A 25,650-nucleotide genomic window follows, 5' to 3' on the forward strand; every position below is an offset into this window, starting at 1 on the left:
TAAAGTTTAAAATTACTCCACCAAAAACAACGCGTTACTAAACAACAAATTACCATTCTCCCAAAACCCTCTAAAAAGCGGATTATCAATCATATAAATCACTTTTCCGCTGCCGTGATAATCAACAGCAAATGAAACCGTTTCTTCAATTGATTTTTTTAATTTGTTTCCAATGAAGCCAAAACTTTGATAATTTTTAGGAATATAAATCACATTTTGAGCCCCTTTCAAGAGTTTAAAATTTGAATCCGTTGTTTTTAAACTAAAGTATTTTTCACCTAAACCAAATGTCAAGGGGTGACTGGCATCAATTAAATTTTCAATAATTGCACCGGGAATAAAACCAGAAATCGAACGTCTTTCACTTCCTTCAAAATCTAAAAAGCGATCTAATAACTCTTGTTCTTCGATGTATTTTTGGGCTTCTGCTTTTTCTTCTTCGGTAGCAAATTTTGTCAGATGATAACCGGGGCGATCTTCAAACTGACCGACTGCACCGCCAATGGCAATGACTTTACCGCCTTTAGAAATAAAATCATCAATGTTTTTCTTTTGATTTTCTGAAAAACCATACCAACCCTCTGGCAAAATCAATGTATTGTATTCGGCTAAATTCACACGATTAAAATGTTGTATTTCCACTGTACTCATAGGATACTCAATCACCTGATCCATAAAGAACCAAACTTGTCCAAAATCAATATTGCTCACACCACTTCCTCCCAAAACCAATACTTTTGGTGCTTTGAGTAAGGGATAATTTTCTCCGCCCAAATCACCACCATTACTGGCAAAACCACTTTCTAACGCCACATAATCATATTTTTCTTGGATTAAATTCTGAATCGTTTCTTCAAAATTTTGCACTTTAGAATTATCGCCTTTGGTCACAATCAATCCACCTCGTTCTATTTTTAAATCGCCAAAATAAACTTCTTTTCTTGCCGAACGGACTTTAATATTTTCTTGATGCAACAAGCTCAATACACGTGCGGAACTTCTGTTATTCCACGGAATATAATAGGCATACGCATTCGCAATTTTTGAAGTTGGAATTACATTCAACTTGGTTTTAGTTTTTACAGGTAAATTTCCTTTTACAGCAAAACTTTCGACACCATATGCCAATGGCAACGACCAAGCTGTAATGTCATACGACAAACTATCTGTCAATTTGTGGTGAGGTTCAAATAAAACTTGCGTTAAAACCGATCGGGGTTGGTCCACTTTAATAATCAAATCATTCGGTTCTATGATGAACGACTTCTCTTTGTTGGATTGATAATGATAACCCGACATTTTTTTGGTCTCATCAGCAAAAGCACTTTCAATTCGATTTCGATTGAGTAGAACAGAAAGTTCTTGAATCTTAGGATTATTTTTTACGATGTACGTTTGGTATTTTCCTTTTGGTTTTGTTCGATTATCTTTAAAATAAGCTCTGAATTCTTTGGATAATACATCTTTTTGTACGTTGGCAAGTTCAACCACCGTCAAAATTGCTTTGGTATGATGATCGATTCTGTCTTGTAGTGTTAAAACTTCACCATTTTTTAACAACACTGCTCTTCCGGCACCAATACCGCCTTGTTCATACGTCATTCCAACGGCTCCATTGTAGCAGGGATAGGTATCGCCATAACTCGGATAGAACAAATCAAATCGTTCGCTGGAATAATACATCCAACCTTCTTTATCAAATTTCTTGGAGGTAATCTCTCCGATTTTTTTATGAAAATCACGTTGAAAAGGGGCTATTTGTTCATGATACGGCTCCGCAGCTGGTGGAAAAAAGTAGGGTTCATTGTAGCCCATTTCGTGTACATCGGCATGCACCATGGGCATCCATTGATGATACAAATCCATGCGTAATTGTGTTTCCAATTGTGTTTGCCAAGCCCAATCACGGTTTAAATCATACACATAATGATTTTGTCTTCCGCCCGGCCATGGTTCCATATGCTCTCTATCAGAAACTCCGGGATGCGTTTTCTTTCCGGAAACATCGCGAAGCCAATTGGCATAACGGGAAAAACCATCCGGATTTAAACAAGGATCAAGAATCACAACAATGTCTTCTAACCATTTTTTTGTATCTTTATTATTGGGATTGACCAATTCATACGCCACCGACAAAGCACTTTCTATCGCTCCGATTTCATTGCCGTGAACATTAAAACTTAACCAAACAATCGTTTTTGATTTTGCATTTGATTTAGTTGGGTAAAGTCCGATTTCATACAAATGATTTTTTCGAATTTCTTCTAAATTCTTTAGATTATCGGGTGTAGAAATATAATACGCATTAAGACTTCTTTCTTGTGTAGTTTCCCCATATTTCTGATGTTTAATCCAATCTGAATTTTGTACTAATTGTTCAAAATAGGCTTCTACTTGGTGATAATAAGTCACTTGTTTGCCATAATTTGGTAAAAATTCGGAAGGTGATTGAGGTTGTGAAAAAGCAATAAAACACGTAAAAAACAACAGTAGGTTAAAAAAACGATTCATTTTAAAAAAATTAGAAGTCAAATATAGGTTATTTTTTTTACGCTTTAACGTAAAGTGAATATGAAAAAGTAATAAATAAAAGTTAACAAACAGCAATATGATTTTTTGTAAATGGGGTTGGAATATGCTTCAAACAAAACACTATATTTGCCCTACTCAAACGTTTTAGTTATGGAAGAATGTATTTCAGTTTTTGATATGTTGAAAATTGGTGTTGGTCCATCCAGTTCACACACGCTTGGTCCTTGGCGAGCCGCCGAACGATTTTTGTTAGAATGTAAAGAAGAAAATATTCTGCATCAAGCCATTCGAGTGAAAGTGGATTTATTTGGTTCACTTTCTCTAACGGGAAAAGGGCATGCCACTGATTACGCTGTGATGTTAGGTTTGAGTGGACAAGACCCTGAAACCATACCGGTTGCCGATATTGACGGAATTGTTCAGTCGATTAAATCGAATAAAAAAATCAAACTCGGTAATGAATTACTTTTGGATTTTGAGGTCGAAAAAGACATCGTATTCAACAAAAACTTTTTGCCCTTTCATGCGAATGGGTTAACGTTTACGCTATATACAGCCGATAAGGAATTTAGCGAAACCTATTATTCTATCGGAGGTGGATTTGTGGTAAAAGAAGAACGTGAAAATGCCAAAAAGAAATTAGAAATCAAATGTGCTTTTCCTTATCCAGTTCAAAAGGCGGATGAATTATTGGAATTTTGCAAAAAAGAAAACAAATCGATTTCCGAAATTGTTTATGAAAATGAAAAATCGATGCGTTCCGAAGAAGATATTCATCGGGAATTGATGCGAATTTGGCATACTATGTTGGAATGTATGTACATCGGTTGTCATTCCGAAGGCATTTTACCCGGTGGATTGAATGTGCGACGAAGAGCCTATGACATGCATTTAGGGTTAAAAGGTGAACTTCCCTACTCCAATCCGCAAGAATGGTTGGAAACCATCCGAAAAACAGAAGTGAAATTTCGTCAAATTTTAAAATGGGTAAGTTGTTTTGCCTTGGCGGTGAATGAAGTAAATGCCGCTTTGGGTCGAGTAGTTACCGCTCCAACCAACGGTAGTGCCGGTGTGATTCCGGCTGTTTTGATGTATTATTTGGTGATTGAAAATCATCAAGCCGGTGAGAAGGAAATCAAACAATTTTTACTGGTGGCCGGAGAAATTGGCAGTATCTTTAAAAAAGGAGCTACCATTTCAGCTGCAATGGGCGGATGTCAAGCCGAAATTGGCGTGTCCAGTGCCATGGCTGCGGGAGCCTTGTGTGAGTTAATGGGTGGAACACCCGCTCAAGTGACGATGGCTGCCGAAATTGCCATGGAACATCATCTGGGAATGACCTGCGACCCCATTGGTGGCTTAGTCCAAATTCCGTGTATCGAACGCAATACGATGGGAGCAATCAAAGCCATCAATGCCGCTGAATTAGCCTTAGAAACCGATGCCAATAATGCGAAAGTCCCATTAGATAAAGTAATCAATACCATGTGGGAAACGGCTAAAGATATGAACTCAAAATACAAAGAAACGAGTGAGGGCGGATTGGCTGTGGGAGTGAATTTGGCAGATTGTTAATTACTTCCTCCTCGTATCCAAAATATACACCACTTTCCAACCGTCATTTTCTTTATATAATTGAAAAGAATTCACTCCGGAATGGCTCAATTGATTATTCACATAAAATTCGTAAGGCGTCCAAACGTGAGCCATGGCTCCATCTACCTGAACTTTGAAACTTAGAATCTTTTCTTCAAATTTGATTGATAGTGGAATTGTAGCAATGGATTTATAAAAATTAGTCGCTTTTTCAACTGAAAATTTTGTTCCTTTTTCCGTTTCAGAAATCGAATGTAAAACCAAATTTTCCGAACACACCTTTTTCAAAGCAATGGAATCCCTTTGATGAAAAGCGTTAAAAAATTTTCCAATGGTGAGTTGAATTTCATTTTCTTGAGCGAAAGAAAATTGAAAAAAAAGGGATATCATCAAGATTAAAACTTTTTTCATAATCTATGGTTTAATGCATGAGTAGGTTTAAAATCAAATACGTTACAATTCCCGAAGCATATCCGGCAATAGCCAAAGGTGTGATTTTCTTTAAATACCACAAAAATGTCATCTTTTCTTTTTCCATGATGGCAATTCCGGCAGCGGAACCAATAATCAGCATACTCCCTCCGGTTCCGGCACAAAGGGCAATGAATTCCCAAAGTGAATCATCCATAGGGTAATCCGTAATTGAAAACATCCCTTGCGTGGCCGCCACTAAACTTCCGTTATCCACGATCGAAGATAAAACGCCTATGGCAACCACCATCACATTATTGTTTGGTAAATTCTTTTGAAGAAAAAGAGACAATTGACTCAAAATTTGGACTTCCTGCAAGGCATAAACCAAGAGCAAAATCCCCATAAAATATAAGATGGAACTCACATCCACTTTAGACAACGCATAAGCAACCGAATATTTTTCCTTTACTTCTTGCGGTTTATTGCGGTGGTAGATTATGGAAACTAAGGCAACAAATGCCAAAGCCATTAAAACACCTATAAACGGGGGTAACCCGGTGATGGATTTTATTACCGGAACCATGACTAACCCAAAAACTCCTGCCAAAAACACACTCAAACTTCCTCGCATTTTTTCCTCTTTAATAACTTCCGCCATGGAAAGTTGCACACGAAGCATCGTAAATCCATTCATTCGATAACTGGCAATAATTAAAGGAATTAAAATACACATGATTGAGGGTAATAATAGTACTTTGACTATACCAATTGCACTGACTTGACCTCCTATCCAAAGTAATGTTGTTGTAATGTCACCAATCGGACTAAAAGCTCCACCGGCATTGGCGGCGATTACAACTATTCCGGCCAAAGTCATTCGGGTTTCACTCTTGGGCATCAACTTTTTTAGTAACGTAATCATTATGATTGCTGTAGCTAAATTGTCTAACAAAGCAGACATAAAGAAAGTAATTCCTCCAACAATCCAAAGTAGTTTTAAAACAGATTTTGTTCGGATACGATTTGTGATGATAGAAAAACCTTTATGAATATCAATTAATTCTACAATGGTCATGGCTCCCAAAAGAAAAATCAACAATCCGGCGATTTCGCCAAAATAAAGAAGTAATTTTTCAGCCACTTCGTGTTGATTACCCGGATAAAAAATGGCATAAATAATCCAACATAAAGAACCGGTTAAAATAGACGTTATGGTTTTATTAATTCGAATTGGCGATTCAAAAATAATTGAAAGATAGCCCAAAACAGCAATAAACAGAAGGATTGATATCATTTTTTTTCATTAAGAAATCATCAGCTAAAGTAGTAAGTTTTTGAAACCAAAATCATCTTTATCCAAAATATTTTAAGTCACAAATAAACATTCCTTACATTTGTAATTCGTTCCCTTAAAATTAAAAAAATGTCAACAGCAAAAAAAGATTACAAACGCATTACGACCAAGTCACTTTTTGATATGAAAGCCAATGGAGAGAAAATTTCCATGCTCACGGCCTACGATTATACGATGGCTAAAATAGTGGATGCCGCGGGTGTTGACGTAATTTTAGTGGGTGACTCTGCCAGTAACGTAATGGCAGGTCACGAAACAACTTTACCCATCACGTTGGACCAAATGATTTATCATGCCAGTAGTGTGGTACGTGCGTGCGAACGTGCTCTGGTCGTTGTAGATTTACCTTTCGGGACTTATCAATCTGACCCCAAGGAAGCCTTGCGTTCTGCTATTCGGATTATGAAAGAAAGTGGCGGACATGCCGTAAAATTAGAAGGGGGAAGCGAAATCAAAGAATCCATCAAAAAAATATTGAATGCCGGCATTCCGGTCATGGGGCATTTGGGTTTAACTCCTCAATCCATTTATAAATTTGGAACGTATACCGTACGTGCGAAAGAAGAAGCCGAAGCCGAAAAACTAGTGGAAGATGCCAAGTTATTAGAACGTATCGGTTGTTTTGCCTTAGTCTTAGAAAAAATCCCTGCCAAATTAGCTCAAAAAGTAGCCGAAAGTATTTCGATTCCGGTAATTGGAATCGGTGCCGGAAGCGGTGTGGACGGTCAAGTACTGGTGTTGCACGATATGATTGGCATGACGCATGAATTTAGTCCGCGATTTTTGAGACGGTATATGACTTTATACGAAGACATGACCAAAGCCATCGGGCAATATGTAACCGATGTAAAAGCCTTGGATTTTCCAAATGCGAATGAACAGTATTAATGGGGCAATGTGGCAATGAGTTAATGGGCGAATGAAAATAGTAACGACAAAAGATAATTTACAAATTCTTCATGAAGATAATCATCTCATTGTAGTGAATAAACGGGTGGGCGATATTGCTCAAGGAGACAATTCGGGCGACAAACCCCTACCCGACATCGTCAAAGAATACCTCAAAGAAAAATACAACAAACCCGGTGAGGTTTTTTTAGGCGTAGTTCATCGGTTGGACCGACCCACAACCGGCATTGTAGTGTTTGCCAAAACCAGTAAAGCCTTGACCCGAATGAACGACTTATTCAGTTCAAGGGAAACACAAAAAACCTATTGGGCTGTGGTGAAAAATAAACCACCAAAAGAAGCAGACACACTCGTTCATTACATCAAAAGAAACCAGCAAAACAATACGTCCAAAGCTCATATCAAAGAAGTTCCCAATAGTAAAAAAGCAAGTTTAGAGTACAAAATTATCGCTAAATTAGATCATTATTTTGCGTTAGAAATCGAACTACACACCGGAAGACATCATCAGATTCGGGCTCAACTGCAAGCCATTGGTTGTTCCATCAAAGGCGATTTGAAATATGGTTTTGACAGAAGCAATCCGGATGGTGGCATTCACCTTCACGCTCGCAAATTATCCTTTATTCATCCGGTTTCAAAAGAACAAATTACAATCATCGCTCCCGTTCCTCACGATGTCATTTGGAAATCAATTGAAACTAAATCCTAATTTTTTTCGTTTATACAGTAGGGAAATTCCTTTTTCAATTGTTTCTATTCTGAATAAAAATACCTAATTATAGGTAGTGATTATTACTTGAAAAAATATCATCTTTGAAATCAACTAAAAAAATCAACATGAAAAAATTATTTATTTCTGCTTTTTTTCTGCTTAGTGTGTATTCATTTGCCCAAGAACACTTTTCCGGCATTGGAACATCCAAACGAATTGGCATTCTGAACGCCAATTTTAATCCGGCAGAATTAGCCAATCTGAGTTCAAAAATGGAAATAAACCTTTTTGCCACCAGCATCAATGTTTCGAATAACAAAATTGGTTTTAGCGATTTGAATAGTGATGAAAATATCGAAGATTTAATTTTTAAAGGAAATGAACCGGTTAATTTGCGGTTTGATGTGGAAGTAGCCGGACCCGGTTTTGCATTTCGCCATAAAAAATGGGGATTTGCCATTTCATCCAAAGCCTATGGAAAATTAAACTTGGTGGACGTTGACGCCAATATTGGTGATGCCATTGCTAATAACGGTCTGAATTCTTTAGTAAACTTCACCACCTTAAACGGAAATTACAACCAACGTTTATTAGGAACCACTTATGGTGAAATTGGTTTATCTGCAGCACGCAGTTTATGGGAAACCGACAAATATAAACTAAATGGCGGGGCTACTTTTAAACTGTTATTCCCGGGTTCGTATGCCAATTTCGGTGCCGATCAGTTTGAAGGAACGGTGAATTACATTGGTGGAAATGCTTTCCTAACCAATGCCAATGCTTCTGTTAACGTGGCTTATTCCGGCAACTTAGGCAGTAGTTTTTCTGATTTTGACAGTTATGCAGATTCTGTGTTTGGCGGATTGAATGGCTTTGCTATTGATTTTGGTGGAACCTTTACCATTAAAGATGAAAAAGACGGGTATAAATTCAATTCCGGAATTTCTGTTAGAAATATTGGTTCCATGACTTTTAAAGACGAAAACAATTCCACAACCAATTATGATTTATCAATTCAAGGCACCGAAAGTTTGGATTTATCGCAGTTTGAAAATGTAGACAGCTTGCAGGAAGTCGAACAAATTTTGGTCGATAGTGGTTTTCTAACCTCAACCTCTTCAACAAAAGATTTTAAAGTGAAATTACCAACGGTTTTGAATGCTTATGCTGATTTACAAGTAATTCCAACTTTATATATTTCGGTATTTTTGCAACAAAAATTAACCGATGATGCCAACAATGACCAAATTACGGCACAAAATGTTCTTACATTAACGCCGCGTTTTTCACTTAAAAACTTCGAAGTGTTTGCTCCGCTATCCCAAACTGAAATTGCCGGATTCAATGCCGGAATCGGTTTTAGAGCCTATGGTTTCTTCATTGGTTCCGGTTCTGCCTTCACTGCATTGATTAACGACAGTAAGCAAGCGGATTTTTATATCGGTTATCGTTTGGGATTGGGTAAAAGTTAATTTTTTCTACTATATTTGAAAGCATTCTCAAACCCATTTGAAATGAGTTCAATTAGTACTGTAGCCAAACGAAAAGCGTTGCTGAAAAAGCTACTCGTTACCATCCAAAAAAACGAGAAGGCAATTAGTGAAGCTTTATACAACGATTTCAAGAAACCTGCTTTTGAAGCTTACCTTACGGAAACCCAATATGTGATTTCCGATTTAAAGCATACTATTTCCAATATCAATCGGTGGGCTAAACCCAAACGGGTTTGGTCCTCGGTTTTAAACTTACCGTCTTCTGAATTTATTTATTCGGAACCGTATGGTCGGGTGTTGATTATTTCGCCGTGGAATTATCCGTTTCAACTGGCGATGTGTCCGCTTATTGCTGCCATTGCTGCGGGAAACACGGTTGTTTTAAAGCCTTCGGAATTAACGTTTAACACCTCGCAAATTGTTACAAAAATTGTAGAAGAAGTCTTTGATGTCAAAGAAGCCGTTGTCGTGCATGGCGGAGCCGAATTCACTCAATCCTTACTCGAAAAACGATGGGATTATATCTTTTTTACCGGTAGTGTTCCGGTGGGTAAAATTGTGGCACAAGCGGCTGCAAAAAATTTAACGCCGGTTACCTTGGAATTAGGCGGAAAAAATCCGTGTATCATTGATGAAGGAGCCGATTTAGAAATTGCGGTCAAACGCATTGTGTGGGGAAAATTCATCAATGCCGGACAAACCTGCATTGCACCGGATTATATTTTAGTACAAGCCAAGGAAAAATACAATTTTGTGGAATTACTCAAACAGGAAATTACGCGGGCTTACGGCGAAAATCCCGAAGAATCACCCGATTTTGCCCGTATCATCAACACCAAAAACTGGCAACGCTTACAAGCGATGATTGAACCGGAAAAAGTTATTTTTGGTGGCATTTCAAACGAAGAAAGTCGCTACATCAGTCCTACCCTATTGGATGAACCCGATTTACACAGCGAAGTGATGAAAGACGAAATCTTTGGTCCGATTTTACCCATTCTTTCCTATCATGATGAAAAAGATGTAGAACGAATCATTTCAAAATATGAAAAGCCTTTGTCGTTGTATGTTTTTACCGAAAATAAAGATTTTGCCGAAAAGATGATTACTCACTATTCGTTTGGTGGCGGATGCGTGAACGATTGTGTAATTCATTTTTCAAACAAACGAATGCCATTTGGTGGCGTGGGCCACAGCGGATTGGGTGCTTACCACGGAAAATTCGGCTTTGATTCCTTTTCCCATAAAAAAGCCATCGTCAAAAAACCAACCTGGGGCGATGTTCCGGTTCGCTACGCACCGTATAAAAATAAATTGAAATACATCAAAAAATTATTATCTTGGCTTTAAACTAACTATACTTATGAAAAACAATTTTACCCAACGCATCAATCAAGCTACAGAAAAAGGATACTACCTTGACTTTGGAACGACTATCGAAAAAGCATTTGACAATTATAAAAAAATTGCTCTCACCGGTGGTTTAGCGTTTTTATTAATTATGCTTGCTGCCTTTGCCCTTTTTGGATCAATTGCTATGGTGGCTTTTGGAGCAGCCGACATAATGGGCACAATGACTGAGTTTAATCCGATGGATTTTTCCGTAGTCGGTATTCTGATTTATTTTCTGGTGATGGTCGCTTTTGCAGGATTAACAGCTCCTATCGGTGCAGGATTTTTCAAAATGGCACATTTGGCTCAAACCAACAAACCGTTTTCTGTTGGTGTTATTTTTGATTATTATAAAACTTCCTATTTCAAAGAGTTGTTTATACTTGCTTCAGTATTAGCTACTATTAATTTTGCTTTTACTATTGGAGCTGAACTTTTGGCCTTTCCAATTCTTGGTTCTTTTATCACCTATGTGGTTGCTTTTTTTAGTATGTTGGCAGTTCCCTTGATTATATATGGAGAGCAAAAAGCGATAGATTCCCTTGTTATCAGCATCAAATTGGTAAGCAAACAATGGTTGATTTTACTAGGATTAGCCATTGTCAGTATTATATTTGTCTGTTTAGGCTTAATTGGCTTATGCATCGGTATTTTGTTTACCTTTCCATTTTGGTATTCTTTTCTTTATACTACCTATAACACCATTTTGCCTATTGAGGTGGCCAGTGAGATTGAGGAGATTGGACGAGTGGAGGAATAAATACAATATCATCTAAAATAAAAACCTGAGCATTCACTCAGGTTTTTTTATATAATCTAAAATCGTTTCTTCTTACTTCGACAACGCCGCTTTCACTTGATCCGCTGCTTCTTGGAACTGTACCGCAGATAAAATCGGCATCCCTGAATTATCAATCAATTCTTTTGCAATCTCAGCGTTGGTTCCTTGTAAACGAACGATGATGGGCACTTTAATCGCATCACCCATGTTTTTGTAGGCATCCACAACTCCTTGAGCCACACGGTCGCAACGTACGATTCCACCAAAGATGTTGATTAAGATTGCTTTTACATTCGGGTCTTTTAAGATGATACGGAAAGCCGTTTCTACTCGTTTTGCATCCGCTGTTCCTCCCACGTCTAAGAAGTTAGCAGGCTCAAAACCGGCATACTTAATCAAATCCATCGTAGCCATTGCTAATCCGGCACCGTTTACCATACAACCTACAGTTCCGTCAAGGTCAACGTAGTTTAACCCTACTTCTTTCGCTTCTACTTCAATCGGATTTTCTTCACGAATATCACGCATATCCGCAATTTTGGTTTGTCTGTACAATGCGTTATCATCAATGTTTACTTTTGCATCTACCGCCATGATTTTATTGTCTGACGTTTTTAAAACCGGATTGATTTCAAACATCGACGCATCAGAACCTATATAAGCTTTATATAAACTATCCACAAATTTCACCATTTCTTTGAATGCATTACCCGAAAGTCCAAGGTTAAACGCAATTCTTCTGGCTTGAAACGCTTGTAAACCTACAGCCGGGTCAATTTCTTCGGTGAAGATTAAATGTGGCGTGTGTTCTGCTACTTCTTCAATGTCCATTCCACCTTCGGTAGAATACATGATCATGTTTCTTCCTGTGGCACGATTCAACAAAACCGACATATAAAACTCCGACGTTTCACTTTCACCCGGATAATACACATCCTCGGCAATCAAAACTTTGTGTACTTTTTTCCCTTCTGCCGACGTTTGCGGCGTTATCAATTGCATACCAATGATTTGCTCTGCAATTTCTTCCACTTGTTGCAGGTTTTTAGCCAATTTCACTCCGCCGCCTTTTCCTCTTCCACCGGCATGAATTTGTGCTTTAATCACGTGCCATCCTGTTCCGGTTTCTGCGGTTAATTGTTTGGCTGCTGCTACCGCTTCTACCGGGCTGTTGGCCACAATGCCGCGTTGAATTCTAACGCCATAACTGGCTAAAATTTCTTTTCCTTGGTATTCGTGTATGTTCATAGTAGTATAACGTTTGTCTGTTAAAAAAGTGCCACAAAAATAGCAAACAAAATCTGAAAAGCGATTATTTTTTTGGAATAAATTGTCAATTTGGTATATGTGGGAGTTTGACAATGTGGCAATGTGGCAATTCGACAATGTGGCAATTCGACAATGTGTCAATTAGTCAATTTGCTTTCTTCGTTCTAGAAGCAGTAGTCAATATCCAACTTGGTTTGAATGGAACACGGATTCCCGAAGTCTCGGGACGGATGGAAAAAATTTGCACGGATTTTTTTGATTCGCTTAGCGAAAGCGGATAATCCCGAAGTCTCGGGAGGATTCGTGTGTGCTATCGTTTTCTTCTTTTGAAAATGGTTCTCTTCCTTAGCACAAACAAACCTTAGTGCCTTAGTACCTCAGAACCTCAGCACCTCTGAACCTCAAAACCTCAGCACCTTTTCTTCCTACAAATTCCTCCCCAAAAAAGGGGTTTCCTTCGGGATTGATTCCAGATTTGTTCGAACCGTGTTCGGAAAAAGGGGGCGTTTTCCGAACAACTACAGAAGCTCTATCGAACAAATCCCGAACAAAACCCCCAAAACCTCCCAAAATAGGGCTATAAACGATGTTGTGTTTGTAAGAATTTTTAAAGTGACTTTTTGCCTTTTAGGGCTTCTTTTTTAGAACAACCTCTTTACGATTTTACATAAAAAATTATCGCTTTTTTGTAGGTAGTTTACCATTCTTTTTCTATTTTTGGATTTCCATTATACAAATACCACACTTTTTTATCGGGAGAATGATTTCTTTTTTAAGGAATGGGGTGTTTTTTGGAAAAAAGTTAGATGAATATGTTTAATAGTTAGCAACAAGATTAACTCACAAAAACTAAAAATGAATAAGGAAAGAGCAATTACTTATAGTCTTTTATCACATATCCGAAATAAAGGAACATTAATAAAAGGTCCATTAGACATATTCAAACCTTTAGTTCAAAGAATTATTTCAAAAATGAATTCTAAAGGAATTTTTAGTGGAAAAAGTATTTCAGAAATAAAAAGCGAATTTGATAATGAATATAAAATTGATATTCCAATTCCGGTTCTAAAGACTATTTTAAATCAAATTGCTAAAGATCTCAATAGTAAAGAAAAGACAGTATTTGTATTATATAATGATTATTCCTTTAGTATTTCAGAATATATTTTCTTAGATTATGAAAATGATATAATAGAAAAAGAAACTATTGTTAATGAAATTGAGCTTTTATTTCAAAAATTTTGTGAAACTTCAGACTTTAAAATAGAAGAGAAAAACTCAATTTTCCAATTTATTGAAAAAAATAAATATTCTCTTTCGAGTTATCTTTCAAATAGTGTTGTTCAAATTGATAAAGATTTTACTGCTGAAGCACAATTTGTAAAATTCTTTAGAAATATTCCTGAAATTTATAAACAAATAAAAGATATATACATTGGTTCAATCATTTCAGGATATATTCAATATAATCCTAGCGAAACAAAACTAGAAGTTGAATTAATTTTTGATACAAATTTCATAGTTGGACTTTTAGATTTGAATACTCCTGAATCAACACATACTTGTAACACGTTGTTACAAATTGCAAAAAATCAAAAATTTAAGATTAGAATTTTAAAAGACACTATTGAGGAAACAAAAAATTTACTTGAGCAAAAAGCCAAACATTTTGACAAATCATTTTTACAAAGAAAGGTTTACCCTGAAGATATTTACAATGCGTGCGATAGAAAAGGTTATAATAAAAATGATATTGAAAGAATCTCAGATAATTTAGAGAATGAAATTTCAAAATTAGGCATTTCAATCATTAATGATGAGAAAATAAAAAAAGAAGCAAAATTTAGTGAAGAGTATAAAATATTAAAAGAATACAGAAATAGTGATATTTCTGCATTACACGATGCTACTGCAATAAATTATGTAAAAAAAGTTAGAGGAAAAAAAATTAAAGAATTTGATAAGGTAAATTGTTGGTTTGTAAATAATGTTACGTCAAGAGAAAATAATGGCTTCTCTATAAAATCTGAATTTCAACCAGAAACTATAAATGCTGATAACCTTTTAAATATCTTATGGTTAAGTAATCCTCGAGCAAAAATAAATATTGATGCGAATGACTTAGCTGATATAAGTTTAACGAGTTCTATAGCAATAACATTAAACAAAGACTTACCTAAAGCAAAAATTTTAAGAGAACTTGATGACAATATTCATAAATATGCAAGTGAATCACTTAGCGATACAGATATAGTTAGAATTGCAACTAGAATTACTAATAAGCAACTTGATGATATTGATAATTTAAATAATCTTGCAAATACAAAAAAAGAGGAATTCGTTAAACGTTTAGAAGAAGAAGCAAGTAAGCAAAAAAAACTTGAAGAAATTAGAATTAAAAAACTAGAACATATACTAAAAGAGTTTTCAGAGAAATCAAATGAATTTCAAAAGAAAACAAAGCAAATTGAAAATAACGAATTAAACAGTTCTAAAGCTATTGAGGATTTGCAAACAAAAAATGATGATCTGACTGAAAAATTAATAGAAGAAAAATTAAAAACTTGGCAAAAAAACAGTATTTATTTTCTGCTATTAATTTATGTTACTTTATCTCTTATTTTTTTATATTTATTATATGATAATAATTGGAATTTAAAAGTTGTAACTGAAAAAATCACCGATTATAAGTCGAATATATTTGTAAGTTTTATACTTTGGACAATTGCTATTATAGTCAATCTTTTTGGTTTTAAATTGGTTTATGACAGGTATTTTAATCATTCAAATATTAATAACAAAAGAAGTAGAATAAAGTTATAAATCCTGTTTCTAACCCTGGTTTGCATTAATTGCTTGACTTTGGCTTGCGTTTTTGTCTTCGTGGAAAGTACTTAAATATTTTCAATTTTAACTTTCATATTAATTTTGTAAATTTTTTTAAACAGTGCTGGCAGCAGTTACTGAATGCGAGCCTCAAATGTTTCACACTTTAAAACAATATTATATTCAAGCATAATGAATGAGAATTTTGAGAAATGGATAGCTTTCTTAAAACCTGAAAACTTAAAGGACAATCTTATTTGTTGTTCCATATACATTGCTTTTTTTGAAACAACAAAAGATTACATTGTAAATCAAGTCAGAGATTTTTATTCAATTGGTTGGAGTTTGGAAAATGGTGATTTAATTAGTGACGATTATAAAACTTATGTTCTTTCAAAGGACAAAGATAAAAACCCAGTAAAAGCTTCATTGATTTGGTTTAAAGAAAACAATGCAATAACAGATGAAGATATTTTAGTTTATGATGAACTAAGAAAGTATAGAAATGTAATTGCCCACGAAATGTTAGAAAAATTATTTGATGGTATAAACAAAGATTACGGTGAAAAACTCAACCAACTTGTAGAATTAAGAATAAAACTAGAAAGATGGTGGATTTTTAATATTGAAATGGAAACCGGAATGATTGAAAATCCCGAAAACATAAAAGAAGATGTAATTAGTAATTCTCAAATGATTTTTAAACTAATTTTTGATATAGTAAGTGGAGACGAAGAAAAATCAAATTACTATTATAATGAGTTTATGAAATATAAAGCTAAAAATAGCTAAGTGGCTTACCAAGCTCTCCTAAGTCTTCTTTGATAGCACATGCTCTGCGAATCGCGATAGCTAACGAGTTTGACTTCGCAGCATAAATACTTTTCCAATTTTTATTATATTTGATTAAATAAATGAATATGGGAGAAGGTTAAGTTATTGAGATTATAAACTAACCGTTTCCGTTTCGGAAAAATTATGAATATTTTTGGTATGTAAACTAAAGTAAGAACGTTACCCAACATTTGAGAAAAAATTGAGAAAAAGAAAAATCATAGGAATTCATATATTAACTTTTGTCATTTTGGCAATTGCTTTATTTCTTTCTGCTGAACCATTATTGAACAAATTTGCATCAGGAATTCATAATGTTGGAATGTGGCTGAATTTAATATTGTTTGGAACAATTGGAATTTTGATTTTGACAATAATTTCGTGTCTTATTTTCCTCAAAAAATAAACCCTGAATATTGAAAAAACTGACTTACAAACAGATTTCAATGCTTCTCTATGGAGTTGCATTAATTACACCCATGTTTTTAGGTTCTTGGACAATTGGTGTTTTCGGACTCGTTATGGGCTGGTTAGGAATTTTTGCATTAGAACCCTATATTGCGTTTCCTTGGATTGCGAATTTTCTTTATTTCGGAAATTTGATATTTTACAAACTTAATCTGAAAACTAAAATCGTATTATCGATTTTGACTATTATTTGTGCCCTTTTTATTATCGGACTCCGAGAATTGCCGGAAAACGAAGGTGGACGGAATTCTAATGTCGTTGTTGGAATTGGATTTATACTATGGATTTCGAGTTTTGTCGTTTTATTAATCGGACAAATAAAAGAAAAAAATAAAAATGTTTAGTAACAGTGGTAACCGTTGCACAACCCCTCCAAAAATAATCTTCAATATAAACCACCAAACCACCTCGTTTATCCCGAAGTTTCAGCACTTTTAAGCGAGGTTTTTTTGAGCAATTGACTTATTACTATTTTACTATATTTGTTAAAGAGATGGTGAGGTTTTTCAAAGTCTGACCTTAAAAAAATGAAAATGAATATTCCGCTAGCCTTAATACTTTTTAGATTTTTACTGGCTCCAATAATATTGATGTTGGCCTACTTTATAGGAGAAAGTGCAAAAACAATTATTGTCATCTTAATGTATTTAGGATTAATATCTGATATTCTAGACGGGATAATCGCAAGAAAACAAAACATTTCATCAGCAAAATTGAGACGAATGGATAGTCAAACAGATATGATTTTTTGGTTATCCATCGGATTTGCAACATGGATTTTATATCCTACATTAATTTCTGAAAATGCTGCGGTAATTTGGACAATACTCGGAATGGAAGTCGCTTGTTATGTAATAAGTTTTCTAAAATTTAAAAAAGAAACCTGCACGCACGCATTCCTTTCTAAATTATGGGGGCTTACCTTATTGGTGGCATTTACATCCTTAATAGGATTTAATTATGCCGGAATTCCATTTGCTTTGGCAATAATTATGGGGTTATTATCTCATATTGACCGAATTTTAATTACGCTGATTTTACCCAAATGGACTCATGACATACCCAGTGCCTATCACGCTTATTTGATAAGAAAAGGAATTGATTTTAAACGGAATGACTATTTAAATGGATAAAAATATCTTGTGCTAAAACCGGTTACCTGTGCACAACCTTTTTCAAAAGACAATTTTTTAAAATAATCCACCAAACCACCACGATTAATTAATTTAAAATGAGCTTTTATAGTGTAATTGTCTAATTACTATTTCACTATATTTGTTAAAGAATTGGTGAGGTTTTTGCTATGTATATTCGTCATAAATGTTTTTTACCTAAATTTGTTATTATGGGAATTGTGGATCAAAATAGAGAGGCTTTGAACAGACTTTGTACACTTTACAATGTGGAAAAGATGTACCTTTTTGGCTCAGCTTTAAATGCTAATTTCAACCAAAAAAGTGACCTCGATTTTCTGGTAAAATTTAAATCTATTGATTTATCTGGCTATTTTGATAATTATATGAATTTCAAAGAGAAGTTAGAAAAACTATTTGGACGAGAAATTGATTTAGTTGAAGAACAAACCTTAAGAAACCCCATCTTAATCCAATCAATAAACAAATCTAAAGAGCTGATTTATGGATGAACGGATACTTAAATGGTTTTATGATATTAAAATCTGTATAGATGAAATCGATAGCTTTTTCCAAGAAGATGAAAAGAATTTTCTTCTCTACAAAAATAATTTAATGCTTAAAAGAGCGGTAGAAAGAAACTTAGAAATAATTGGTGAAGCCGTAAACAGAATAATCACGCGTGACCTTTCCTTTTCCGACAAAATCAGTAATGCAAAAGCAATTATTGGTTTAAGAAATCAAGTCATTCATGCCTACGACAATATATCTGATGAGAATATTTGGTCCATACTCACCAATCATCTTCCAAAATTAAAAGTGGAAGTTGAAAGATTAATTCAAGATAACGAAAAGAACTTTTGAAATATTCTTTCATAGAAAATTCCTTTAAAAATAATTTTAAAAAAAACCACAAAAAATCGACATCGTTTAATCACTTTTAATCGAGGTTTATTTTTATTACAATTGACTCAAATCAAACAATCAACGGCATTATTGTGACCCTTTTATAAAAATGCAAGTTTAAAAATTAAACCATTCCGTGTTGCAATGGTCTAACCTACTATCTAACCAATTGCATTTAGTATGACCAATCTTCCTATCCTCGCAAGAACCGTATTTTTTATTGTCGTTTTTAGTCTTATTTCCTGTAGCAAAGAGGATGTTTACGAACCTATTCCGGAGAATGGTTTAAACCTACCGGAAACTCCTTATGATTATGTAAACCTCAATTTGCCAAGTCATTTTCTAACCAATGCCGGAGGACCACTGCCTACTTCCATAAACGGAACCGACAATATGCCAATCAACAACCCCATCACGAATGACGGGGCAACCTTGGGAAGAGTCTTGTTTTATGACAAAAAATTAAGTGCCAATGAAACAATTGCTTGTGCTTCCTGTCACAAACAAGACAAAGGCTTTTCAGATGAAGCAATCTTGAGTGTAGGATTCAATGGGGAGACGACCGGAAGGCATTCGATGACCTTAATTAATGCTCGTTTTTACCAACGCGGACGCTTTTTTTGGGACGAAAGAGCCACTACTTTGGAAGAACAAGTGTTGATGCCTTTCCAAGACCCGGTTGAAATGGGCATGACGTTGGAACAAGTAGTGAGTAAAGTACAGGCACAAACCTATTATCCTGAATTGTTTCAAAAAGCGTTTGGTTCCACCGAAATTACGGCTGAAAAAATTTCGCTCGCATTGGCTCAATTTGTCCGAAGTATTGTGAGTTTTTCCAGCAAATACGACCAAGGAAGAGCAATGGTCGCTTTTCCCGGTGCAAATTTTCCAAACTTTACAACAGAAGAAAATACCGGAAAGAACATCTTTTTTCAAACCATACCCAATGGCGGAGGGGCTTGTTTTGGTTGCCATACCACCGAAGCTTTTGTGAGTGCCAATCCCGGACCGCAAAACAATGGATTGGATCTTACCTCTACTACGGATTTAGGAGCCGGAAGCGTTTTTACCAATCCGATATTTGTCGGACGATTTAAAACGTCAACCTTGAGAAATATTGAACTCACCGCACCGTATATGCACGATGGTAGATTTGCAACATTGGAAGAAGTGGTTGAGCATTACAACAGCGGCATAAAAGCACACCCTACGCTATCCCCTGCCCTAACCGATGCGAATGGCAATCCCGTTCAATTGAATTTTACGAGTGCACAAAAAGCAGCCTTGGTAGCCTTTCTCAAAACGTTAACCGACGATAGTGTGAGCACGGAAGCGAAATGGAGTAATCCTTTTGAATAAAAAAACCGGTTATGGAGTAAACTCCGGAAGGATTGAACAGTTTTTTTTCCAAAAAATATAAATCGTATTTTAAACGTATTTACATTAATTACCGAATAGGTTTCCTTCTATTTTATTAATGCAAATTGGATTATGTATGCATTATACATGGTAATTGAACTTGATTTAATGAATTAAAAATGTAAATTTGACTTCTTTCAAATCAAATTTGATGTTTTTAAATACTTCTTCCGGTAGATTAAAAAATGTTTTTACAATTAGTTTTTTACTGATTGTACACTTCTTTTATGGTCAGAATAGTAAAATTGACAGTTTAAAAATTGAATTGCAAAAGCATACTGCTAAAGATACAACTCGTGTTAATATTTTGAATCATCTCGCTTTTCAGCATTACAGAAACAATCCGCCTCAAGCAATTACCTATGTTCAAAATGCTTTACAATTAGCTAAAGAAATACATGACGAATCTGGAACAGCTAGAAGCTACTATATTTATGGAGCCATTAACATGGAATTGGCTAATTTTGCCGAGGCAATACAAAACTATGATAATGCAATTGTAATTTATAAAAAAAATAAGGATTTAAATGGTTTAGAGAAAAGTAACAATGCTTTGGGAGTTCTATATACCTACAAAGGTGATTTGGAGTTATCACTTAAACATTATGAAGCGGCTAAATTGATTGCTAAACAAAGTAATAACACTAAAAGTTTACACAAATATCTAAGTAATATAGGAGTTATTTATTCTAGAAAGGGAGATTATGAAAAAGCATTGAGTAATTTTAAGAATGCCTTAAACGTAAATATAAAAAACAAAGATTCTTTAGGTATTATAAATAATTATAATGCTCTTGCTAATGCTTATTATGAACAAGGTAATTATCCAATTTCGTTAGAATACTATAATAAAAGTCTTCACATAGCAAAAAATAGTAAGGATTCAATAGGTGTATTTCAGGCCTACAATAATATTGGAAATTTATATAGACAACAAAATTCTAATAAAAAAGCATTAGCATATTATAACAAAGCCTATTCTATCAAAAAAGCTAGATTTAATATCAAAAATGTAACTACTATTAAAAATAATATTGCAGGAATTCATTATGAAAATAAAGATTATGATTTGGCGATAACCGCCTATTTAGAATCTATAAATTTGAGTAAGGAAATTAATGATGAATCTACTAATTTAACTACTGCCTTTAATGGTTTAGGATTTGTTTACTTAGAAACAAAACAATTTTTAAAAGCCCTGGAATATTTTACGAAAGCCGAAAAAATAAGTTTGAAAAATGATTTTTCTTATGAATTATTAGACACTTATCAAGGAATAGCCGAAACTTATTTTAAGTTAAATAAATATGATTTATCACTCGTAAATGCAAAAAAACTGGTTGATTTAGCTAATAAAAGTGAATCATTATTTCATAATAAAGTAGGTTATGGACTACTCGCGGAAATTTATAATATAAAAGGCAATTACAAAGAAGCTTTTGAAAACCACGAAATGTTTAAAAAGATTAGCGACAGTATTTTAAACGAAGAAAACATCAAAAAGATTGCCGGAATAGAATATGAATACAAGTATAAAAAAGAACTGGACAATGCTGCATTAAGAGAAACCAAACTCACTAAAACGGTTGAAACTACCTCTTTAGATTTAGAGAAATCTAGGCGTAATTTATTACTTGGAATTATTACTTTTTTAGTGGTTGCCATGGTGTTGGGAAGTATTATTTTCTACTTGAAGTTGAGAAACTCCAAAGCTAAAACCCAAAACATTATTACCGAACAAAAATTGTTGCGTACGCAAATGACACCGCATTTTATATTCAATTCGCTTTCGGTTTTGCAAGGCATGATTTTGAATAAAGAGGAATCAAAATCGGTCAACTATTTGTCGAAATTTTCAAAACTATTGCGTATTACGTTAGAAAATTCCAGAGATAAAACGGTTTTACTTTCGCAAGAATTAGAAGCGGTAGAAAATTATTTAAACTTACAAAACATTGAAAACGAAAAGATTACATTTCAACTATACATAGAGAATACAATTGAAACCAATACCATAAAAGTACCACCAATGCTCATTCAACCTTTTGTGGAAAATGCTATTGAACACGCCTTTAAAATACAAAAAGAGAATTGTGTTATAGAAATAAAACTCACGTTAGTCGATTCAAAACTAATTTGTGTAATTTTGGATAACGGTATGGGAATTGATTCGAGTGAGCGAAATTCAAACCAAAATAAAAAATCATTGGCAACAAAAATTACCAAAGAACGTTTGGACTATTTGTCAAAAGATTTTAAAATGGATGCTTCAATTAGTATTGAAGATAGAAGTAAATATAATGCACAGGGAACGCAAGTAACTATTCAAATGCCTTATAGTAAAATTGTATTATGAAAGCCATCATTGTAGAAGATAAAGAATACATCAGAAAAGGATTGCTCAATCTGCTTTCTGGTATTGATGCGGAGGTGGAAGTAATAGGCGAATGCGAATCGGTTCAGGAAGCTGTTATTGTAACAAAAACCTGTAAACCCGAATTGGTTTTTCTCGATATAAATTTATCGGATGGCACTGCTTTTGATTTTTTAGATCAATTGGAAACGATTGACTTTAAAATTATATTCATTACCGCTTACGAAGAATATGCCTTAAAAGCCTTAAAAATTGGGGCGGTTGACTATTTATTGAAACCCGTTGATGTAGAAGAACTTAAAACAGCTTTACAAAAAGTGGCTAAACTTTCCGCTGACGATCAAAAACACCAAATTGCAAAAGCCAAACAAGTTTTTACTAACGAAGCTAATCATATCATTTTATCGTTTCACGATAGTTACCAAGTAATCAATTTAGACGAACTTATTTATTGTGAATCGGATAAAGGATACACCACTTTTTATTGCAGCGATGGTAAGAAACATTTGGTTTCAAAAACGTTGAAAGACTTTGAAGACCGTTTGTTAGAAGCTAACTTTCAGCGTCCGCATCAATCGTTTATGATTAACATGAAGTTTGTGGATAAATACGATAAAGCGGGAACCATTTATTTAAAAAACGGAACAAAAATTCCGGTTTCTTCACGAAAGAAAGAATCTTTTCTTTCTTCGTTATTCAATTGGAATAAGAGGTAAAAAGTCTTAAACGAATAACATCCAACAGTTCACGAAAATTTGTTTATATCCAACATAAATTTATTTACACTATATTCATTTGTTGTTAGATTGTAACTTAGCAAGCTCATTATTGAACCAAAAAAATCATAAAGATGTATGGAATAGTAATATTCAAAATTGAAAAAAAATTAGTCTAAATGAAAATTACCTTCTCATATACGAGTATCATCTTAACTTTTTTAATACTAGTTTCTTGTAAAGAAATTACTAAAGGTCAAACTCCTATTGTTTCAAAAGACAAAGTTTCAAATCAAAATGAAAAGATGTCAATCGTTCAAATGTTTAGAGAGAACGTTCATTTACCAATGAAAGAAAGAATTGAACATTTTTATAAGCTTAAAATAGAACATCCTAACACCTATGATTTTGAAAATGAAGATGCTTTAAATTTCTATGGCTATCAATTACTTTGGAATAATGAAAATCAGGATGCTTTTTTGATCTTTAAATTGATAGTTTCTGAATTCCCTAATTCATCAAATGCTTACGACAGTTTTGGAGAAATATGTCTTAAACTAGGGGATAAAAATCAAGCCTTAACTAATTATAAAAAATCATTAGAGCTAAACCCAGAAAACTTTAATGCCGAGGATCAAATAGCGTACATTTTAGACCCGAATAAAAAACCTGAAAATAATGCTGAAAAGTTTTCAAAAGTGTACAAAACAGATGAGTATCGTAAAGATTTAGAACAATTGGCAGAGAAAATAACAACGATTCATCCCAATGTTTTTAAATTCATTACGGAGGAAAACTTCTGGAAACTTATTGAAGAAAAGAAAAATCTAATTACATCTAAAACAACTTTCGCAGAGTTTATTTGGCATTGCGATGAAATAATTGCCAGCGTTAATTGTTCTCACACATCAGTTAGTGGTTTCTATCAGGAGATAGAAATGTTGCCCACAGCATTGAGCTTCCCACTACAAACGCGTTGGATTGATGAAAAATTATTTGTCATTAACCCAATGAACAACGGCAGTAAGATAGGTTTAAAAGCTGAAATCACGAGTATAAATGGTGTTCCCGTAATTGATATTGTAAAAAACATATATAAGCATTTACCATCTCAAGGATATATTGAAACGACTAAGAGACATTTATTCAATGTGTGGTCAACTTGTCTAATTCCTTATGCGATGAATTTCCCTAGCTCCTATACGATTACTCTTAAGGGAAATGACAGCCCTATAGCTCTTAATCAAGCTACAGAAAAAAAGGCACTCCATACCGACCCATCCATTCAGAATTGTAAAAAGGATTTATGTCTGGAGTTTTTGCATAATGATAAAACAGCACTTTTAACTATCGGGTCATTCAATTATTATAAAGTCAGAAATAGTTTTACATATTTTAGGGATTTTATTGACAGCAGTTTTATCGAAATCAATTCAAAAAAAATCAAAAACCTGATAATTGATGTTCGACACAATGGTGGTGGGTCTCAATCTGCCAGTATTCATCTTTTAAGGTATTTAGTTGAAAAACCATTTGTATATTATTCCAACGCTGACTTTGTTGGTAAAAAAGAAAAAATAGAAGGTGAAGAACCAGTGAATCCTTATGAAAATAGATATGATGGGAAAATCTATTTTTTAATTGATGGCGTTGGAAATTCCACAACCGGACATTTTATGTCTATTGCAAAGGTACTTAACCTAGGAACTATCATAGGCGAAGAATTAGGATCCAATCAGTTTTGCTCAGCCGGGGGACAAATGTTGAGACTTTCAAATACCAAATTGATATATACTGTTGCTGATAACACACACGAATCGATGGCTACATCTCTTCCAGATGAAAGAGGAATTCTACCTGATTTATTTATTACTCAAAGTATTGACGATTATTTAAACAAAATAGATTCAGTAATGAATAGTACATTAAAACTTATAGTTAAAAATGAATAGAAAGATTTTAGCCTTATGGTTCTTAGTGCTGTCTTTAAAGTTATTTGGACAAGAAAAAAGTAGTATAAGTATCCTGGAAACCGAGAGTACATGGAATCAAGAAGTTTTTCATTTTCCAATTCCCTTTGCTCCTGAAATTAAATTTGAGGGGCTTGAAGATGCACGCTTCCCAGAATTTTGGGCAAATAAAGACAATATAGATTTTTGGTCATATGTTTTTGTATGGAGTATTAATAATCCTGTGAAAATAAATTCATCTTTTTTAGAAAATAATATTGAAATGTATTTCAATGGCTTGATGAATTATAAAAATTCTAAGGTTCTATTTTTAAAAAGTGAAACCTCAAAAAATATCACAACATATGTTGGAAAAATAAAAACATTTGATAATCTTATCACCAAAAGTAGTATAACATTAAATGTAAAAGCACAATATCATTATTGCCATAACAATAAAAAGACATTCGTTGTATTTAGATTTTCTCCAAAAAACTTTGAATCTGCTATTTGGAATAAGCTGAACAAAGTTTCCTTACGAAATGATTTTTGTGATTTATAGTTTTCTGA

Annotated in this window: 21 protein-coding genes; 17 read left to right on the plus strand and 4 right to left on the minus strand. The window is 34.1% G+C overall.

What is annotated here, in order from left to right:
* Positions 1-12: 12 nt before the first annotated feature.
* Complete coding sequence (locus tag EQG68_RS11635) at positions 13-2,511, minus strand: M14 family zinc carboxypeptidase (RefSeq protein WP_129465060.1); 2,499 nt, start codon at positions 2,509-2,511, stop codon at positions 13-15.
* Positions 2,512-2,682: 171 nt separating this feature from the next.
* Here EQG68_RS11635 and EQG68_RS11640 point away from each other — a divergent pair, with 171 nt between their 5' ends.
* A complete protein-coding gene (locus EQG68_RS11640; RefSeq protein WP_129465061.1) occupies positions 2,683-4,107 on the plus strand; it encodes an L-serine ammonia-lyase in 1,425 nt (474 codons plus the stop codon).
* Here the strand turns inward: EQG68_RS11640 and EQG68_RS11645 are convergent, their stop codons facing one another.
* Together EQG68_RS11645 and nhaD are read right to left on the minus strand one after the other, a co-directional pair.
* The gene (locus tag EQG68_RS11645; protein ID WP_129465062.1) at positions 4,108-4,539 is read right to left on the minus strand and encodes a nuclear transport factor 2 family protein; all 432 of its coding nucleotides are present in this window, start codon (positions 4,537-4,539) and stop codon (positions 4,108-4,110) included. It abuts the gene before it with no gap.
* 10 nt (positions 4,540-4,549) lie between these two features.
* Positions 4,550-5,836: a sodium:proton antiporter NhaD gene (gene nhaD, locus EQG68_RS11650; RefSeq protein WP_129465063.1), complete on the minus strand. Its 1,287-nt coding sequence runs from the start codon at positions 5,834-5,836 to the stop codon at positions 4,550-4,552.
* A gap of 129 nt (positions 5,837-5,965) precedes the next feature.
* On the opposite strand from nhaD, the gene panB reads away from it, so the two are divergent.
* The 5 genes from panB to EQG68_RS11675 all read left to right on the plus strand — a co-directional run bounded on the left by panB (position 5,966) and on the right by EQG68_RS11675 (position 11,165).
* Positions 5,966-6,784, plus strand: a complete 819-nt coding sequence (gene panB, locus EQG68_RS11655; RefSeq protein WP_129465064.1) for a 3-methyl-2-oxobutanoate hydroxymethyltransferase — start codon at positions 5,966-5,968, stop codon at positions 6,782-6,784.
* 31 nt (positions 6,785-6,815) lie between these two features.
* On the plus strand, positions 6,816-7,517 hold the full coding sequence (locus EQG68_RS11660; RefSeq protein WP_129465065.1) for an RluA family pseudouridine synthase: 702 nt from the start codon (positions 6,816-6,818) through the stop codon (positions 7,515-7,517).
* 128 nt (positions 7,518-7,645) lie between these two features.
* Positions 7,646-8,992 carry a hypothetical protein gene (locus EQG68_RS11665; protein ID WP_129465066.1) on the plus strand — a complete coding sequence of 449 codons (1,347 nt, stop codon included), beginning with the start codon at positions 7,646-7,648 and terminating at the stop codon, positions 8,990-8,992.
* A 42-nt stretch (positions 8,993-9,034) separates the two neighbouring features.
* Positions 9,035-10,363 carry an aldehyde dehydrogenase gene (locus EQG68_RS11670; RefSeq protein WP_129465067.1) on the plus strand — a complete coding sequence of 443 codons (1,329 nt, stop codon included), beginning with the start codon at positions 9,035-9,037 and terminating at the stop codon, positions 10,361-10,363.
* A 13-nt stretch (positions 10,364-10,376) separates the two neighbouring features.
* The gene (locus EQG68_RS11675) at positions 10,377-11,165 is read left to right on the plus strand and encodes a hypothetical protein (protein ID WP_129465068.1); all 789 of its coding nucleotides are present in this window, start codon (positions 10,377-10,379) and stop codon (positions 11,163-11,165) included.
* Positions 11,166-11,237: 72 nt separating this feature from the next.
* Here EQG68_RS11675 and sucC read toward each other — a convergent pair whose 3' ends face one another.
* The gene (gene sucC / locus EQG68_RS11680) at positions 11,238-12,434 is read right to left on the minus strand and encodes an ADP-forming succinate--CoA ligase subunit beta (protein WP_129465069.1); all 1,197 of its coding nucleotides are present in this window, start codon (positions 12,432-12,434) and stop codon (positions 11,238-11,240) included.
* A gap of 876 nt (positions 12,435-13,310) precedes the next feature.
* Between sucC and EQG68_RS11685 the strand changes: the two genes are divergently transcribed.
* From EQG68_RS11685 to EQG68_RS11735, 11 genes are all read left to right on the plus strand, one after another.
* Positions 13,311-15,278, plus strand: a complete 1,968-nt coding sequence (locus tag EQG68_RS11685) for a hypothetical protein (RefSeq protein WP_129465070.1) — start codon at positions 13,311-13,313, stop codon at positions 15,276-15,278.
* 195 nt (positions 15,279-15,473) lie between these two features.
* Positions 15,474-16,073 carry a hypothetical protein gene (locus tag EQG68_RS11690; RefSeq protein ID WP_129465071.1) on the plus strand — a complete coding sequence of 200 codons (600 nt, stop codon included), beginning with the start codon at positions 15,474-15,476 and terminating at the stop codon, positions 16,071-16,073.
* 488 nt (positions 16,074-16,561) lie between these two features.
* The gene (locus EQG68_RS11695; protein WP_129465072.1) at positions 16,562-16,927 is read left to right on the plus strand and encodes a hypothetical protein; all 366 of its coding nucleotides are present in this window, start codon (positions 16,562-16,564) and stop codon (positions 16,925-16,927) included.
* Between the two features lie 189 nt (positions 16,928-17,116).
* A complete protein-coding gene (locus EQG68_RS11700; protein ID WP_394343616.1) occupies positions 17,117-17,716 on the plus strand; it encodes a CDP-alcohol phosphatidyltransferase family protein in 600 nt (199 codons plus the stop codon).
* 212 nt (positions 17,717-17,928) lie between these two features.
* Entirely contained in the window at positions 17,929-18,228 is a 300-nt protein-coding gene (locus tag EQG68_RS11705) for a nucleotidyltransferase family protein (RefSeq protein WP_129465074.1), read from the plus strand.
* The gene (locus EQG68_RS11710; protein WP_129465075.1) at positions 18,221-18,580 is read left to right on the plus strand and encodes a HepT-like ribonuclease domain-containing protein; all 360 of its coding nucleotides are present in this window, start codon (positions 18,221-18,223) and stop codon (positions 18,578-18,580) included. The genes EQG68_RS11705 and EQG68_RS11710 overlap by 8 nt, the downstream gene beginning before the upstream one ends.
* Positions 18,581-18,802: 222 nt before the next feature.
* The gene (locus EQG68_RS11715; protein ID WP_129465076.1) at positions 18,803-19,981 is read left to right on the plus strand and encodes a cytochrome-c peroxidase; all 1,179 of its coding nucleotides are present in this window, start codon (positions 18,803-18,805) and stop codon (positions 19,979-19,981) included.
* A 211-nt stretch (positions 19,982-20,192) separates the two neighbouring features.
* Positions 20,193-22,397: a tetratricopeptide repeat-containing sensor histidine kinase gene (locus EQG68_RS11720; protein ID WP_129465077.1), complete on the plus strand. Its 2,205-nt coding sequence runs from the start codon at positions 20,193-20,195 to the stop codon at positions 22,395-22,397.
* Positions 22,394-23,131 carry a LytR/AlgR family response regulator transcription factor gene (locus EQG68_RS11725; RefSeq protein ID WP_129465078.1) on the plus strand — a complete coding sequence of 246 codons (738 nt, stop codon included), beginning with the start codon at positions 22,394-22,396 and terminating at the stop codon, positions 23,129-23,131. The genes EQG68_RS11720 and EQG68_RS11725 overlap by 4 nt, the downstream gene beginning before the upstream one ends.
* A 179-nt stretch (positions 23,132-23,310) precedes the next feature.
* Positions 23,311-25,083, plus strand: coding sequence for a S41 family peptidase (locus tag EQG68_RS11730; RefSeq protein ID WP_129465079.1), 1,773 nt, complete (start codon positions 23,311-23,313; stop codon positions 25,081-25,083).
* Complete coding sequence (locus EQG68_RS11735) at positions 25,076-25,642, plus strand: hypothetical protein (protein WP_129465080.1); 567 nt, start codon at positions 25,076-25,078, stop codon at positions 25,640-25,642. The genes EQG68_RS11730 and EQG68_RS11735 overlap by 8 nt, the downstream gene beginning before the upstream one ends.
* The last annotated feature ends 8 nt before the right edge of the window (positions 25,643-25,650 follow it).

Origin of the sequence: Flavobacterium piscinae (assembly GCF_004122145.1) — a bacterium.
GTDB classification, from domain to species: Bacteria; Bacteroidota; Bacteroidia; order Flavobacteriales; family Flavobacteriaceae; genus Flavobacterium; species Flavobacterium piscinae.

Bases quoted from the DNA above. Each gene is read 5' to 3' on its own strand.
- EQG68_RS11735 (WP_129465080.1), top strand. From the start codon at position 25,076: ATGAATAGAAAGATTTTAGCCTTATGGTTCTTAGTGCTGTCTTTAAAG.
- EQG68_RS11725 (WP_129465078.1), top strand. From the start codon at position 22,394: ATGAAAGCCATCATTGTAGAAGATAAAGAATACATCAGAAAAGGATTG.
- EQG68_RS11715 (WP_129465076.1), top strand. From the start codon at position 18,803: ATGACCAATCTTCCTATCCTCGCAAGAACCGTATTTTTTATTGTCGTT.
- EQG68_RS11690 (WP_129465071.1), top strand. From the start codon at position 15,474: ATGAATGAGAATTTTGAGAAATGGATAGCTTTCTTAAAACCTGAAAAC.
- sucC (WP_129465069.1), bottom strand. From the start codon at position 12,434: ATGAACATACACGAATACCAAGGAAAAGAAATTTTAGCCAGTTATGGC.
- panB (WP_129465064.1), top strand. From the start codon at position 5,966: ATGTCAACAGCAAAAAAAGATTACAAACGCATTACGACCAAGTCACTT.
- EQG68_RS11645 (WP_129465062.1), bottom strand. From the start codon at position 4,539: ATGAAAAAAGTTTTAATCTTGATGATATCCCTTTTTTTTCAATTTTCT.
- EQG68_RS11695 (WP_129465072.1), top strand. From the start codon at position 16,562: ATGCTTCTCTATGGAGTTGCATTAATTACACCCATGTTTTTAGGTTCT.
- EQG68_RS11720 (WP_129465077.1), top strand. From the start codon at position 20,193: ATGTTTTTAAATACTTCTTCCGGTAGATTAAAAAATGTTTTTACAATT.
- EQG68_RS11700 (WP_394343616.1), top strand. From the start codon at position 17,117: ATGAATATTCCGCTAGCCTTAATACTTTTTAGATTTTTACTGGCTCCA.
- EQG68_RS11670 (WP_129465067.1), top strand. From the start codon at position 9,035: ATGAGTTCAATTAGTACTGTAGCCAAACGAAAAGCGTTGCTGAAAAAG.
- EQG68_RS11675 (WP_129465068.1), top strand. From the start codon at position 10,377: ATGAAAAACAATTTTACCCAACGCATCAATCAAGCTACAGAAAAAGGA.
- EQG68_RS11640 (WP_129465061.1), top strand. From the start codon at position 2,683: ATGGAAGAATGTATTTCAGTTTTTGATATGTTGAAAATTGGTGTTGGT.
- nhaD (WP_129465063.1), bottom strand. From the start codon at position 5,836: ATGATATCAATCCTTCTGTTTATTGCTGTTTTGGGCTATCTTTCAATT.
- EQG68_RS11660 (WP_129465065.1), top strand. From the start codon at position 6,816: ATGAAAATAGTAACGACAAAAGATAATTTACAAATTCTTCATGAAGAT.
- EQG68_RS11665 (WP_129465066.1), top strand. From the start codon at position 7,646: ATGAAAAAATTATTTATTTCTGCTTTTTTTCTGCTTAGTGTGTATTCA.
- EQG68_RS11710 (WP_129465075.1), top strand. From the start codon at position 18,221: ATGGATGAACGGATACTTAAATGGTTTTATGATATTAAAATCTGTATA.
- EQG68_RS11685 (WP_129465070.1), top strand. From the start codon at position 13,311: ATGAATAAGGAAAGAGCAATTACTTATAGTCTTTTATCACATATCCGA.
- EQG68_RS11705 (WP_129465074.1), top strand. From the start codon at position 17,929: ATGGGAATTGTGGATCAAAATAGAGAGGCTTTGAACAGACTTTGTACA.
- EQG68_RS11730 (WP_129465079.1), top strand. From the start codon at position 23,311: ATGAAAATTACCTTCTCATATACGAGTATCATCTTAACTTTTTTAATA.
- EQG68_RS11635 (WP_129465060.1), bottom strand. From the start codon at position 2,511: ATGAATCGTTTTTTTAACCTACTGTTGTTTTTTACGTGTTTTATTGCT.